Origin of the sequence: Mesorhizobium sp. B1-1-5, assembly GCF_006443065.1 — a bacterium.
Lineage (GTDB): Bacteria > Pseudomonadota > Alphaproteobacteria > Rhizobiales > Rhizobiaceae > Mesorhizobium.
In genome coordinates, this window is the sequence record NZ_VFWS01000001.1 from 195568 (window position 1) to 209255 (window position 13688).

The 13688-nt window shown below is 63.7% G+C and carries 15 protein-coding genes; 9 read left to right on the forward strand and 6 right to left on the reverse strand.

Annotated elements, in window-relative coordinates:
* Positions 1–8: 8 nt before the first annotated feature.
* The 3 genes from FJ980_RS01010 to FJ980_RS01025 form a co-directional block, all read right to left on the reverse strand.
* The gene (locus tag FJ980_RS01010; protein ID WP_246676259.1) at positions 9–1532 is read right to left on the reverse strand and encodes a tlde1 domain-containing protein; all 1524 of its coding nucleotides are present in this window, start codon (positions 1530–1532) and stop codon (positions 9–11) included.
* Between the two features lie 466 nt (positions 1533–1998).
* The gene (locus FJ980_RS01015) at positions 1999–3855 is read right to left on the reverse strand and encodes a DUF4396 domain-containing protein (RefSeq protein WP_140541100.1); all 1857 of its coding nucleotides are present in this window, start codon (positions 3853–3855) and stop codon (positions 1999–2001) included.
* 321 nt (positions 3856–4176) lie between these two features.
* Positions 4177–4617 (reverse strand): DUF2127 domain-containing protein, encoded by a 441-nt coding sequence (locus FJ980_RS01025; protein ID WP_348640641.1) that lies wholly within the window; start codon positions 4615–4617, stop codon positions 4177–4179.
* Positions 4618–4697: 80 nt separating this feature from the next.
* Here FJ980_RS01025 and FJ980_RS01030 point away from each other — a divergent pair, with 80 nt between their 5' ends.
* The 4 genes from FJ980_RS01030 to FJ980_RS01045 all read left to right on the forward strand — a co-directional run bounded on the left by FJ980_RS01030 (position 4698) and on the right by FJ980_RS01045 (position 6858).
* Positions 4698–5240 (forward strand): phosphatase PAP2 family protein, encoded by a 543-nt coding sequence (locus tag FJ980_RS01030; protein ID WP_140541102.1) that lies wholly within the window; start codon positions 4698–4700, stop codon positions 5238–5240.
* 276 nt (positions 5241–5516) lie between these two features.
* Positions 5517–5750, forward strand: a complete 234-nt coding sequence (locus FJ980_RS01035; protein WP_095767121.1) for a hypothetical protein — start codon at positions 5517–5519, stop codon at positions 5748–5750.
* 207 nt (positions 5751–5957) lie between these two features.
* Positions 5958–6104, forward strand: a complete 147-nt coding sequence (locus FJ980_RS01040) for a hypothetical protein (protein WP_140541103.1) — start codon at positions 5958–5960, stop codon at positions 6102–6104.
* A 538-nt stretch (positions 6105–6642) separates the two neighbouring features.
* Positions 6643–6858 carry a hypothetical protein gene (locus tag FJ980_RS01045; protein ID WP_140541104.1) on the forward strand — a complete coding sequence of 72 codons (216 nt, stop codon included), beginning with the start codon at positions 6643–6645 and terminating at the stop codon, positions 6856–6858.
* 47 nt (positions 6859–6905) lie between these two features.
* Here the strand turns inward: FJ980_RS01045 and FJ980_RS01050 are convergent, their stop codons facing one another.
* A complete protein-coding gene (locus FJ980_RS01050) occupies positions 6906–7322 on the reverse strand; it encodes a helix-turn-helix domain-containing protein (protein ID WP_140541105.1) in 417 nt (138 codons plus the stop codon).
* A 98-nt stretch (positions 7323–7420) separates the two neighbouring features.
* On the opposite strand from FJ980_RS01050, the gene FJ980_RS01055 reads away from it, so the two are divergent.
* Both FJ980_RS01055 and FJ980_RS01060 read left to right on the forward strand, forming a co-directional pair.
* Positions 7421–8314 (forward strand): NmrA family NAD(P)-binding protein, encoded by an 894-nt coding sequence (locus FJ980_RS01055; protein ID WP_140541106.1) that lies wholly within the window; start codon positions 7421–7423, stop codon positions 8312–8314.
* Positions 8311–8898, forward strand: a complete 588-nt coding sequence (locus FJ980_RS01060) for a dihydrofolate reductase family protein (protein WP_140541107.1) — start codon at positions 8311–8313, stop codon at positions 8896–8898. Before FJ980_RS01055 ends, FJ980_RS01060 begins: the two co-directional genes overlap by 4 nt.
* A 52-nt stretch (positions 8899–8950) precedes the next feature.
* On the opposite strand, the gene FJ980_RS01065 is transcribed toward FJ980_RS01060, so the two are convergent.
* A complete protein-coding gene (locus tag FJ980_RS01065) occupies positions 8951–9202 on the reverse strand; it encodes a hypothetical protein (RefSeq protein WP_140541108.1) in 252 nt (83 codons plus the stop codon).
* Between the two features lie 119 nt (positions 9203–9321).
* Positions 9322–10626, reverse strand: coding sequence for a cytochrome c peroxidase (locus tag FJ980_RS01070; protein WP_140541109.1), 1305 nt, complete (start codon positions 10624–10626; stop codon positions 9322–9324).
* Positions 10627–10830: 204 nt separating this feature from the next.
* On the opposite strand from FJ980_RS01070, the gene FJ980_RS01075 reads away from it, so the two are divergent.
* The 3 genes from FJ980_RS01075 (at position 10831) to FJ980_RS01085 (ending at position 13668) form a co-directional block, all read left to right on the forward strand.
* Positions 10831–12363, forward strand: a complete 1533-nt coding sequence (locus tag FJ980_RS01075; RefSeq protein ID WP_140541110.1) for an acid phosphatase — start codon at positions 10831–10833, stop codon at positions 12361–12363.
* Between the two features lie 313 nt (positions 12364–12676).
* Complete coding sequence (locus FJ980_RS01080) at positions 12677–13099, forward strand: OsmC family protein (protein ID WP_140541111.1); 423 nt, start codon at positions 12677–12679, stop codon at positions 13097–13099.
* Between the two features lie 5 nt (positions 13100–13104).
* A complete protein-coding gene (locus FJ980_RS01085; RefSeq protein ID WP_140541112.1) occupies positions 13105–13668 on the forward strand; it encodes a hypothetical protein in 564 nt (187 codons plus the stop codon).
* Positions 13669–13688: the final 20 nt, after the last annotated feature.

Below are 13688 nucleotides of genomic sequence, written 5' to 3' on the forward strand. Positions count from 1 at the left end.
GATAGGGCTTAACCCTGGCGGCCTTCCTGGGCGACCCGGGTGGGGGAGCTTGTGAGGCGCGGGACGACGACGAGACGCTTGACCTTGCCGTTTTTGTAGGCGGCAAGGAAGCGGTGATAATCCTTGAAGACGACGCAGCCATTGGATTCCGCACGGCCGCCGCGCAGCATATAGGTGTGCGCAAGCAGGCCGTTGCGGCCGTATTTGTTGTTGCCGCTGGTCGGCGTGAGCCTGATTGCCTCGACCCCGTGAAAGCGCGACTCGCGCATCGACAGATTGTAGGTGTCGGGCGGCGTCGGGCCGACATTCTTGCGGTTCACGAAGCGCGGCTGGTCGACCATCGAGCCCAGTCCTGAATGCGCTTCCAGTTTCGAGCCGTCGGGCATGTAAACGGTCCTCGCCGAAATATCGTAGACGGCAACGCCATTGCCCGTCGAGGGCCCGTTGAAAAGGTTGCGGAACGCGCTGCCGAGTCCGCCGCGCTCCGGCGTGTCGGGCTTGGCATAGGCGAGCATCTCGGACGCCTGCGCCTTGCGCTTGCCTGGCTTGGGGTCGGTCACGAGCGGTTTCGAGCCTGTCACGCCCGGCAGGGCCTGGTCGCCGTTCCTCGGCGAGACCGCCGTCGGCGCGCTTTGCGCGGTATCGGCGGCGGCCGGCTTGGCCCTGGCGACCGGCGGCTTAGCGGTTTCGGGCTTCTGCGTCCTGGCGGCGTTTTCTTCGGGCGCTTCGGTAGCCCGTTCGAGCGTGGCGCGCGGGCGAAGGCCGGGCACGGCAATGGTGTCGGGCAGATCGTCTTGCGGCGGCAGCGAGGCGACCTGGTAGGCGCCATCCTTGCCGTTGTCCGGTTTGGCGGCGACATCGGGCGCGTCGCTGTTTTCGACCGCGACGGCGGTCGGAGGGTCGGCCGTGTCCTCCGGCGCTATGTTGGCGAGCGCCAGCGCCAAGTCAGAAGCGCCGGCGATTTCGGCCGGCCGCGAACCGAAGCGGGCTTCCGCCGGGGCTCCCGGCAGCGCGCCGCCAAAGCGGCTCGCCGAAGGCAGGCTGGCCAGCAGGAACGGCGCCTTCTCGGCGCGGGCAAAGGCATCGGCAAGCTTTTGCGGCGAAAGCGCGGCGCGCTTCACCACGCCGTCGAACGGGTCGACGGCCCCGGCGGCCGAAGCCACCACGACGTTTTCATGCGCGACGCTGTCGGGCGCCGGCAGCCTGAGGCGCGCCATCTTACCAGCGTGGCCTTCTTTCTTCAATTTTTCAGGAGCTTGGCCGTCATGCCTGAAGCTTGTCGCGAGGCTGAAGCAGCCGGAGTCGCAGCCGCCGGTGAGCGAGCCTGCCTTGTAGCCGTCATGGGCGGCAAGGTGCGGCGCCCAGGCGTTGGCGATCTGCCGGCGCTGGTCGCCAAGCGCGATGTTGCGCGGCGAAAGCAGACCTTGCGGCAATCCGTTGGAAGCGGCGGTCAGCGAGGTGCTCACCGAATGGAGCCCCGCCAAGGTGGCGGCGGACCACAGCACGAGGGCGGCGCCGACAGCAGGCACCACGACCCAACGATGACCAGACTTTTTCGAAGTTACCCCCCCTTGAGGAGCGTCACCCCGGTTCTTCAAACGCAAAAACGCCATACGACCACTCTCAATCGGCATGCCGGTTTGCGGACCTGGCACCCGTCACGATCACAGTTCGCTGGTGCCCCCTGCACCTTCACGCGTCTGTTGCCGATTGATTCAAAAGATGGACAAAGTTGGTTAACCAATCCCTCCACCAATCGCCGATTTGGCGATGGTCCATACGAAAAAAGAGCCCTCCACGGTCTATGCCACGGTAAAAATGCTCTTCCTCACCCGCTTTGCTGCCCGTTTTTCCGGCCTCTGTCAAGAAAACGTGAAGGCTGGAACCGCAGCATCTCCAGCCGGCTAGAGGCCGATTGGGGTCAAAATGCGACGGTCTGAAGAATTGCGGAACAAGCCGGTCGCAAAACCTTTGGCCGACCGACGGGTCCGGTCTTCATCAACGAACGTCGATGACGACCATCAGACCGCCGCCGCCCTTCTCCTCGGCATTGTTATTCGTGGTGTGATGCGGGATGTGGCAGTGAATCAGCCACTTGCCCGGACGCCTCGCTGTCCAGACGACGTCATATCGCTGGCCCGGTCCGACATTGACGGTATCGGCAAGGAAACGTGCGGTGGCGGGAACCGTCTCGCCGTCGCGGGCGACCACTTCGAACGGGCCGCCATGGATGTGCATCGGGTGTATGAAGCCGTTGTTGGTGCCGATGAAGCGGACCTTTAGCGTCTCGCCGACCTTCATATGGATCGTATCGGTCGACGGATAGGCCTTGCCATTGATGGTGAAGAAGTTCGGCATGCCGCCATCCATCGGCATCGATGGATAGGTCAGGCCTTCCCGGACCAGCCATTCCTGCAGCTCGATGACATAGTCGTGGTCGGCGGCGACCTCGTCGGCGGGATTGGCGGGATCGATGATCAGCGCGCCATAGAGGCCGAGTGCCTGGGTGCGGTCGGGCTTGGCGTGCGGATGATAGAAGTAAGTGCCGTGCTGGGTGGCGGTAAACTCGTAGGAATAGGTCTGCCCGGGCTCGATCGGCGCCTGGGTGATCTCGGCCGGCCCGTCCATCTGATTGGGCAGGATCAGGCCATGCCAGTGCACCGTTGTTTCCTCCGGCAAGGCGTTGGTGACGTTGATGCGCACCCGGTCGCCCTGACGGATATGGATGCGCGGGCCTGGAATCTGACCGTTATAGGCATAGGCGTCGACCGTCACGTCCGGCAGGATGTGCCAGCGGATCACCGACGGCCTCAGCTCGAACACCTTCACGCCGTTTTCCATGCGGAACGGCAGGTCTTGGTCGCCCTTCGCAGCCAGACCGTAAGACGCGCTCACCAGCCGAGGATCGGCTGCCGCCATGTCGCGCATGGCATCGGCCGGCGTGTCACGGTCCATGATCATGCCCTGCGGCATGATCGCTCCGCCGACGTCGCGGGCCGAGAGCCTGAGGTTCAGCCAGTTCGCAGGCGCCGCCATGCCGATCGCCAGGGCGAGCGCAGACACCGTACCGAGTGCCGCGATTTGCGGTGTGGTCGCATCCGAGCGCATGTGAGGGCCGGCGGCGCGCTGTTCGCCCGCCGGTTCGTGGCCCTGTCGGGCATGGCCGTGCCCGCTCGCTTCGGCCGGTTGCGGGCGCTCGGTCATCAGCCCGTGCTTGAGACCACGCGCGACCAGCCAGACATTGGCGGGATAGGCCAGCGTGAAGCCGGCGATGACGCCCAGCGACATCACGCCCCAGAACAGAAGTTCGGTGGGCTCCATGGCGCGCATGTCGCGGCCCATCATCAGGAAGCTCATGACCGGCGCCATGCCGGCCATCATGAAGTTCATGGAAATGAACTCGGGCAGGAAGCTCTTCTTCACATTCTCCCAATAGCTGCCGCCCATCATCGATTTCATGAACAGCGATTGGAAGATGAACAGCCCGAAGGCAAAGCCGGCGAGATATTCGACGATGAGGTCGAGCCACATCGGCAGGCCGAGGGTGGCGGTGACGACCGCGGCAAGGATGATCCCGGTGGCGTCGCCGGCGACACAGTGGATGGTCGAGCCGACGCCCTGCTTCCAAAGGGGCTTTGTGAAAGCCTCATGCTCGCCGGGGCGCGGTTCCTTGTCGGCCAGCACATAAAGCAGCAGACCGAGCGGGCCCATATAGAGCGTCACCAGGATGAAGCCCCATTTCATCACCACCGGCTCGGGATTGTTGCGGTATTGGTCGAACCCAACATAGAGCGTCGAAGCGGCCGCGAGCACGAACCAGGCAACGAGGAAATAATCGATCGGTTGGATGAGCATGACGCGGCCTCTGCTCGATGAAACGGCTGGTTGCATCCCCCGCGGAGCAACGCGGCCGGGGCCACTACGATCCATCTTGCGGAATTTGCGGCCCCAGCCTTCGATCGAGCTTGACCTTCCAGCAACTGGAACCCTTAGCGTCGCCGCGAACCCTGGCGGGCCTCCCAATCGAGATCGAGGAGCGGAAAATCTGCTCGGCAAGCGCCAGGGCGTCGCCGATCCGGCAAAAATGCCGGCGGAGCATCTCCTGCACCTCATTCTGCAGGACTGCACGAACTGCCATTCGAAGTCCCGGCGGAAGTCTAATGAGGCCGGACGCGATCAGGGCGTGATATGGTGGCGCACCGTCTTCCACTCCTGCCAGATCAGCCACATGACGACCGCATCGAAGATCGTCAGCACGAGCAGGCCAGGCGAATGCGTATAGGAGTATCGATAGATCTGATAGGCCATGAAGGCGCCGAGCGCCACCAGCGAGGCGGGGTAGGACCACAGCTTGCCGCGCAGCAGGCCGACGACCAGAAAAAGCTTAATCAGCCCGTGGCTGAGCAGGTAGAAGGCGTAGAATTCCTTGCTCGCGACAGAGAATTCGGCGGCCGTCCGCGACAGGTGACTGGCAATGAAGTCGTTGGGATCCTCGATCAGTTCCTCCTGGGTTAACATGTTGACCCAGGAAGCGATGGTTTCGGTGGTGACGAGGTAAAGCAGCACGCCGCCGACGCACTCGATCAAGGCGTGGGCACCTTTTAGCCATACGCTCACCTCAAAGAGCTGGTGAATGCGATGTTCGGCGGCAGGTTTCAACGATCGACCCCACGTCAGGCCAGGGAAATCAGACAAGAATGGACGCTTCTCTCACGCACTGGATCAACTCCGCCGCCGGCATCAGCCCGCTTCTTGATAGGGTAATGATCACCATCTCACAAATCGGCGTGCCGCTGATGGTGATTGCGGTGGCCCTGCAATGGTGGTCGAGGACCGACCGCACCCATGTGCGCCATGCCTGCTTGTCCGCCGGCGTTTCCTTTCTGCTGGGGCTCGCGATTAACCAGGCGATCCTGTTGTTCATCCACCGGATCAGGCCTTACGACGCTGGCGTCACGCATCTTCTGATCGCGCCCAGCGCCGACTGGTCGTTCCCGTCCGACCACGCGACCGCCAGCATGGCCGTCGTCGCAGCCTTCGCCTTGCAGACGCTGCCGCGCCGCACTCTGGTGCTGTTCGTGCTTGCGTTCGTCATCTGCTGGTCCAGGATCTTCATCGGAACGCATTATGTCAGCGACGTGATCGGCGGCGCCGCCATCGCCGCCATCGCTGCGCTGGCGGTCCGGCTGGCCTATAAGGAGAATTCGCGGCTCGACGCCTTCGCCACAAGGCTCCTCTGAACGCGCCGCCAAGGCGCCCGACTGCGGAACGGGATGATGGGACGGCGCATCACAAAAGTGACGCCTGGCGTCGCAACCGCGCGAACTCCTCCGGGATTAGCCTTGCAATCTAAACTCGGCGACAACGCCAGGGTTCCCACGCCTCACCGGCGTCAAGGCCGACGCTTCGCCGAAATTCTTGCAGAGGCGGCTCCGAGCCCGCGGCGCGCATCACAAAAATGACGCGCTCGCTCCGCTATATGCTAGGCTGGATGCGCTAAAGCAGGGTTCATCGTTATGGATGCCAGTGAATTGCAGGCCATAGGCGATACGCTGATGCGGGTCGTCACCCCCGATATGAAACCGAAAGACCTGCTCAAGGCGGTGCGAAAACTGCACCCGGACGCCAAGAAGAGGGATATTGCCCGCGCGGCCTTCCACGCCATTATCGCCAACGCCGACCAGGATCCCGGCAAGTCGCGCAACCTTCAGGCCTTCGCGCTTGCCGAGCGTACCCAGCAATCGGAATAAATTGCCGCGAATTGTAGTGCTCGGCTTGCCGGAAACTTAATAAGCGATCTCTAATTTAATGGTTCAGCCGGCAGCTGGAGCAATTCCAGGAAAAGTGTGTCACGGTTTTCCGTCCGGAATTGCGAGCACCGGAAGCGCAGGGAACCGCCGTTTGCAGGCCGGCATCACCTGAATATCAACGCACCCTGGCCCCACCGGTAATGAGCCATGACCAAGAACCTCGGCAATGCCAAACCCAGCGCTCCGGCCAAGCAGATGAACCCCTCGCTGTTCGGCAAGGCCGCGCCGGCATTGTTTCCGCTGGTCGTCGCGGCACTTGGTTATCTCGTCGGCCGGCATTTCTTCGGCTTTTGACGCGGCCGGTGTTCGGCACGCTGTTTCCAGCCGGTCCAAGTGCAATTGCCGTCTCGACCATCCTCCTTGCAGCTTTGGTCCTAGGGCCTAGGTCGTTCTTGTCCTTGGCTGGGCCCAAGCGCATGCTGGTGGCAGCCGGCGGCCTCGCAAACTCCGGTCAGGCCCGGCCGCCGAACCCAGTATCACCCCCCAAAGGCTGCCGGGCCGCCGCCATGCGGCGAATTCTTCCGCGCTCGCGCACGCCAACTGCGGCGCGGTGTAATCTGCGGTACCGCTCGGACGCTTTCGAATTCCGTTGCTTCATCGTCTCGCAGACCGAACGCCATATCGAAGTCGAATTTGGCTGCACCTGGGCGCAATGGCATATCTTCGCCGCCATGCTCGTTTTTATTCGTGAAACTTCGCAAATATATCGAATAACGGCGGGTGCTCTTGCACTAAAGACCAATAAGCCACGCTTTTCGGCAATTCCAGACGCGCTACATTGTATTGTGCGTCGGAGATAGGCAGTTCTTCGAATGAAGAGCAGGAGCTGTATATGGTAACAAGCGAGCCAGACAGTGTCCGCGTAAAAACCGTCAATGGCCAATGGATCGTGCGCGTCGTCGACGGCGGCAGGCTGACGCAGCAAGTATTCGACATTCACGCGCAGGCCGAGACCTTCGCCGAGGAGGAGCGGTTGCGACTGGGGCTGCCGGGCGAGCCGCCGGCCGAAGAGCCGGTCGGACCGCTCCCACACGGGCGGGCTCGCTGACGGCGAGGGGTAGCCGGACCACGCCAATCGCCGAGGTCGGAACAGACCTATCCCTGGTGCTCGGCTCTGAGCTTCTCTTTCATCCGTTCAAGCGCCGGCTGACCGCCGGCCGCCAGATCGTTGGCGACCCGGGCCAGCGTATCGTCGGCCTTGCGGTATTTGCTGCCCCAGGCGCCGAGCGTTGCCAGTACCGGCAAAAGGTCGATGCCGGCCTCGGTCAGCCGGTAGATCGCCTTCAGCCCGTGGCTCGGGTCGTCGCTGCGGGTGAGAATGCCTTCGTCGACCAGCGTCTGCAGCCGCTCGGCCAGCGTGCGCGACGAGATGCCTTCGTCGGATTGCAGGAATTCGCGAAAATGCTTTTTCCCGGCGAAGGCCAGGTCGCGAATGATGAGCAGCGTCCAGCGGTCGCCGAGCAGTTCGAGCGAGAGACTGATCGGGCAGCCGGATCGTTCCTTGGTCGACATCAGTATGGTTCCATTTTTAAATCACTTTACTATTGACATCGTTCTTGCTTTGCGTCAAATGGTTCCAGAAGTAAATCATTTGATGAGAGGAGATCGATATGAACCGGCAAGTCAAGCGTACCATGGTGGTCGTCGGCGCAACCAGCGAAGTGGGCGCCGAGGTCTCGGCCAGACTGACCGGGGCAGGGCATGAGGTGCGCGGCATCGCCCGTAGCCTCGGCGTCGCACTCGACGATCAGGCGGCGCTCGACGCCGCCTTCTCGGGTGCCGACAGCGCTTACGTGATGATCCCCTTCGATGTCACCGCGCCCGATCTGCATCGTTTTGAGGACGAGGTCGGCGCACGGCTGGCATCCTCCATCGCCAAGGCGGGCCTGCGCCGGATCGTGCTGCTCAGCGGCCTCAATGCCCATCTCAGAATGGGTACCTCGCTTGGCGCCGCGCTGATGGAAAAGCGGCTTGCCGCGCTGGGCCTGGAGGAACTCGTCTATCTGCGCGCCTCCTTCTTCATGGAGAATTTCATCAAGGGCATGGGCTTTGTTGAGCAGGCGGCGTCCGGCGTCTTCGCTTCGCCCTTCCGCGGCGACCTGCCTATGCCGCTGATTGCCGCCAAGGACGTTGGCGAACGCGCCGCCGAGCTATTGAGCGCCGAACATTTCCCTGCCCGGCGCGTTGTCGAATTGCACGGCGGCGGCTCCTACACGCTCGAACGGGCCACCACGATCCTGGGCAGGGCGATCGGCAAGGATGTCGCCTACCATGAAGCGCCGTTCGCCGATGCGCGGGCCGGTATGGTCGCCAATGGCATATCGGCGAGTTTTGCCGATGCGCTGGGCGAGACGGCGGCAAGCTTCAACAGAGGCGAGCGCTGGGCGCTGGAAGCACCCTCAGCCGAAAATGCCACCCCGACCGGCTTCGAAGCCTGGGCGCAGGCTTTCGCCCGTTCGCCCGCCGCACAGGCAGCAATTCCTGACAAGGGAGACCGGACATGAAAAAGCTCATCCTGCAGATGCAGATGTCGGTCGACGGTTTTGTCGGCGCCGACGAGGACCGTCGCTGGCAACTCTGGGAGTGGGGCGACGACAGCGCATGGGACGAAGAGCTTAAACGGGACTTCAACGCCGTTTTCACGACCATCGACACCATCCTCTTGAGCCGCAAGATGGCTGAGGAGGGCTATCTGACCCATTGGGGCAACGCGGCGAGGAAATATCCGAAGGACCGCTTCTTTGCCTTCGCCCAGCGCATCATCGAGGCCGAAAAGGTGGTGGCGAGCGATAAGCTCGGGGCCTCGCGTTGGGAACGAACGCGCATCGTGAGCGGCGACCTGCCGCGTGAGGTCAACGCGCTGAAGCAAGGCGAGGACGGCGACATCGCCGTGTTCGGCGGCGCCGGCTTCGCCTCGGCGCTGATCGCCGCCGGCCTTGTCGACGAGTTCCAGCTCTTCATCAATCCGGCCGTTCTGGGCAGTGGCCGCCGCATCTTCGACAAGAGCGGTTTTGGCAGGCTGAAGCTCCTCGGCTCGAAGCCCTATGCCTGCGGCATGGTCGTGAGTCGCTACGCGCCGGTGCAATGAGAGGCAGCAACCAAGGGCGCGCCGCCTTGAATCAATCCGGCAGCGCGCCTTCTTAACTGTCTGCCTGGGTTTGCCTTTCCCGGATCGGCAGGCAACCGTCTCCGCTGACCAGCCGCAGGTGTACGGCCGGTCGGCTGAGCCGCGGCCAGGCTGCGTGGTCGTTGCCCACGGCGGCGAACCAACGGGCTTCGCGCGATGTCAGGCCGATAAGCACCCGGCCGGCATATTCGGCCGGCGCGCCGTTGCCCGCGTCGAACACCGCCCAGCTGCTCCCCGGCGGCTCCTGCACCGCGACGAACCTCATAGGAGACTCCATCTGTGAACAGACGGGCAATATAGCAGGCGCGACTTGGCGTTCCTATGACGTGGCTCACATTGGCACACATTTACGGTGGATAGCAGTCCGCTCCAACCGGAAGCGGGTCACTTGCTTCTGACGATTTGCCTTGGCGGCTTGTTCTGCTGCCCGGCCTGGTCGGCGTCGGTCAGCGTGCCGAGGAAGGCGACGATGTCGTCGATCTCGGCGTCGGTCAGCGCCGGCTTGTCGCCGGGCTTTTTGCCGTTGAAGGGCGGGTCCGCGTTGAGGTTTCCCCAGTAAGCCTTTGGCAGATCGTCGAATTTGTCGACCGTGCCGTTCGTCTTCTTCGGATACCAGCGCCCGGGATCCGTATCGCGGCTGGCATAGAAGGCGACCGCGTCGCGCAGCGTGTGAAAATAGCCGTTGTGGAAGAAGCTTTTCCGCAAGGCAACGTTGCGCAGCGTCGGCGTCTTGAACAGGCCGCAATATTCGGCGCGGTCCTTGAGATCGGCGCGCAGCGGACCGCACAGGCCGAGGTCGACATAATTGGGATCGGCGTTGGCCGCAATCGCCGGGTTGCGCGGCACGGCGATCGCGATCAGGCCGTAATCGGTGAATTGCGGCGGCTCGCCGTCATTGGCGGGTTCGCTGAGATGGCAGCTCGCGCAATTGCCCTTCGCAGCGTCCTCGAACAGCATCCGGCCGCGCAATTCCTGCGCGGAAAGCTGCGCCTTGCCGGCGAGGAAGGCGTCGTAGCGGCTGGAATAGGGATAAAAATCGGCGCTGCTCTGCTCGAAAGTGCCGAGCGCTTCCACAGCGGCGTCGAAGGCGTCTTGCGGATGGTCGAAGACATCGGCGCCGAAGGCCGCCTTGAAGGCGCCGGCATAAGGCGCGTTGCGCAGGCTGGCGACCAGCTGGGCCGCGTCCTTGTTGCCCATTTCGAAGGGCGACAGCAGCGGGATGCTTGCCTGGTCCTTGCCGTGGTCGGCGCGGCCGTCCCAGGTCAGGCCGCCGGTCGGGCCATTGTCGACGCTTTCGTCGCCTTCGTCCTCGGAGTCGTAGAAATGCTCGGTGAAGGCGGGCGCCGCCTGCAGGTAGCGCAGCGACGGCACGGCGCGAACGCCGGGCTGGTCAAGGTTGGCTCCGCCCATTTCGACCGGCGCCGCCGAGGCCGGCCCGAAGGCATGGTTGGGATCGTGGCAGGATGAGCAGGCCTGCTTGCCCGAGGCCGAGAGCGAAGGGTCGAAGAACATTTGCCTGCCGAGCGCCGTCAGCGCCTCGGCGCGGGCGAAGGCTTCCTGGCGCGTCATCGGGCCGGGATGGACACTGGATCGCTCCTCGGTGTTGGCGGGCGCGGTGGAGGCGACGATCGTGGCCGCTGCAATGGCGATTGCGTGATTTTTCCGACGTCCCATCGTCTTCGGCGACATCCCTGATTTCTTCGCCCGGTTTCTTTGGCGGCGTAAGGATCGAGTGCAACGGATTGATGACCGGTCTTCCCGCTCACGAAACCGTGTTCGGCCGGGGCGGAACTGTCACAAAGGTGACAAGGCGTCGAAGTAGCTGGGCATTGATGCAGTTGCGTTCCTGCATTGCCGTCCTCCAGCCATCCCCAAGCCACGAGGCATTTCCCAATGATCCGGTCCTTTCTCTCCCTTTGCCTCGCCTCCACGGCGCTGGCATCGCTCTCTGCCGCTGCCCAAGCGGCGCCTCCCGGTTACGACAAGATCGACACCGTCGTCGTCATCTACGCCGAGAACCGCAGCTTCGATAACCTTTATGGCGGCTTCCCCGGCGCCAACGGCCTGGCCAACGTTTCGCCCGACCAGGCGCGCCAGCTCGATCGCGACGGCAAGCCGCTTTCCGAACTGCCGCCGGCCTGGGGCGGACTGACCGGCAAGGGCGTCACGCCCGCGGTGACCGAAGCGCAGACCGCGCATCTGCCCAATGCCGTCTTCGCCATCGACGATCCCAAGGGCTTCAACGAAAACACCGGCGTCGTCACCCATGATCTCTGGCACCGCTTCTACCAGGAGCAGATGCAGATCGACGGCGGCCGGAACGACAAGTTCGTCGCCTGGGCTGATTCCGGCTCGTTGGTGATGGGTCATTATGACGGCTCCATCCTGCCGATGTGGAATATCGCCAAAAAATACGTGCTGGCGGACAATTTCTTCCAGGGCGCCTTTGGCGGCTCCTTCCTCAACCACTTCATGCTCGCCTGCGCCTGCGCGCCCTTCTATCCGAATGCCGACACCAGCCCGGCAAAGGGCCAGATCGCCGTCGTCGAGCCGGACGGCGTGACGCTGAAAGCAGCCGACAATGCGCCGCCCTCGGCCTTGGGCGGCGTGCCGAAATTCGTCAATGACGGCGCCATCACGCCCGACTTCTACGCCGTCAACACCATGCAGCCGCCATACCAGCCGAGCAACAACAAGCCGGCCGAAGGCGGTGACAAGGCGCTCGCCGATCCCGCGCAGCCGAACACGCTGCCGCCGCAGCACGAGATCACCATCGGCGATCTCCTGACGCTCAAGGGCATTTCCTGGGCTTGGTATGCGGGGGCCTGGCAGGCGGCGCTCGACGGCAAGAACGCCACCCCGGTGCCGAACTTCCAGTTTCACCACCAGCCCTTCAACTATTTCGCCGCTTATGCGCCGGGCACGGCCGCGCGGACCGAGCACATCAAGGATGGCGGGCTCGGCGGCACCGAGTTCATCAAGGCGATCGACGACGGCAAGCTGCCGGCGGTCTCTTTCTACAAGCCGCAGGGCAACCTCAACGAACATGCCGGCTATGCCGACGTGACCTCCGGCGACCAGCACCTGGCCGACCTCGTCGCGCATCTGGAGAAGAGCCCGCAATGGGCCCATATGCTGGTCGTCGTCACCTATGACGAGAATGGCGGCTTCTGGGATCACGTCGCGCCGCCCAAGGCCGATCGCTGGGGCCCGGGCAACCGCATCCCGGCTTTCATCATCTCGCCCTATGCGAAGATGGGGATGGTCGATCACACGCAGTACGACACGACCTCGATCCTGCGTTTCATCACCGCCCGCTACGACCTGCCGGTTTTGCCTGGCATCGTCGCCCGCGACAAGGCGCTGCGCAACCACGACCAGCCGCCGATGGGCGATCTGACGGCGGCGCTCGATCTGACGAAGTAGCCTCTCAGAACCCGGGTTCCTCGCCCCGCCCAAAGGCGGGGAGAGGTGGCCGCGCAGCGGACGGAGAGGGGGCTTCGCAGGGCGCTTAGGCTAATCACCTGGCGTCGCGCCGCCCCTCATCCGCCCTTCGGGCACCTTCTCCCCCGGGAACGGTGAGAAGGAAAAGGCGCGACGCCCGCGACAATGCCCTTTCTCCCCGTCACTATACGGGGAGAAATGTCTGGCAGGACAATGAGGGGCAGCGCCGTGCCTTAGCGATTGCCGAGATGAATCTCCGTCCGCTATCAATGACCTCGCAATCGGAGGCCATGCGATGGCGGACCTTAAAATCAGAACCCGAAACGTCGGTGCTCTAGCCACCTTGCCGCCGGGCGGCCTGCCCACCATAACCACTCCGACCGGCGGCGCCATGGATGTGGTCACGCAGGTCAGCGCGCCCGGCTTCAGCCCGCTTGACCTGCTCCATGCTTCTTTAGCCGCCTGCATGGTGCTCAGCGCCCGCATCGCCGCCACCCGCCTCGGCGTCGCCGACCGGCTGGGCGAGGTGAGGGCGGATGTGAGCGGCGAGAAGGCGAAGGACGAGCCGTCGCGGGTCGAGACGTTCACCGTCAGACTGGAGATCGCCGGCGACCTTGATGACGCGACGAAAGCGCGAATCCTGGCGGACGCCGAGGACATCTGCACCGTCTCCAACACGCTGCGCGGCGCGCCGGCGCTTCGTTCCACGCTGGGGTGAGCGCAATGGCGCATCTTTCGCCGATCGACCACGCGACCGCCTCGGACGACATCCGCGCCGAGCACGACCGCGAGCTCGCGCTGCGCGGCCGCATGACCAACATGAAACGCATCCTGCTTCACTCGCCGGTCGCCCACCGCATCTACGCCGAATGGTTCACGCTGCGCGACCTTCTCAAGCCGACACTCGACGACCGCGCCATCTGGCTGTTGTCGAAAGCGATAGCCGAGACGATGCGCGCCGAGATTCCCGTGACCTTCTTTCGCCGCGCACTAATCGAGAACGGGCTCGACCCCGAAGCGATCGAACCGACCGCCGACGAGACGCTGCTGATTTCCTTCGGCACGGCAATCGCCGCCGATGCCAATGCCGTCCCGGACGACACCTGGGCCGCGCTCAAGGCGCGCTACGACGAGACGCTGCTGGTCAACCTCACCGCCTTCGCCGGCATCATGGTGGCGACCTGCGTGTTCACCAATGCGGTGAAGGTGGATTTCGATCCGGAGCTGGAGATGTATCGCAGACCTTCTCCCTCTCCCCTTGTGGGAGAAGGTGGATCGGCGCGTTAGCGCCGAGACGGATGAGGGGT